A 331-nucleotide genomic window follows, 5' to 3' on the forward strand; every position below is an offset into this window, starting at 1 on the left:
TTATCAGTAAGTTGTTTCCAACATATCTTCAGCTGTTTTAACCAAGTCTCTACTTTCCTCTTGCTTTTCGCTAATAAATATCGTGTCCTCGCTGTTGATGGATCTGATTTTCGCACACCTTACAACCCGAAATCACGCTATATTATTAATAATTCGAATCATAAAAAGCAATGTTTAGTTCATGTCAATGCGCTTGTCGATGTCCTCAACCACGCTTATCTCGACCTTGTTTTTCAACCTAAAACTGCTCTGCAAGAGCGCAAGGCAGCCCTAATCATGCTTCGCCGCTATGCGGCGAAACAGCCAACAATTGTATTAATGGATCGTGGAT

The 331-nt window shown here is 40.8% G+C and carries 1 protein-coding gene; it reads left to right on the forward strand.

The window, feature by feature from the left end:
• A partial coding sequence (locus FC43_RS07275) for a transposase (protein ID WP_156648347.1) occupies positions 1–331 on the forward strand: 331 nt, incomplete at both ends.

The sequence above is a fragment of the Limosilactobacillus ingluviei DSM 15946 genome (assembly GCF_001435775.1).
Taxonomy (GTDB): domain Bacteria; phylum Bacillota; class Bacilli; order Lactobacillales; family Lactobacillaceae; genus Limosilactobacillus; species Limosilactobacillus ingluviei.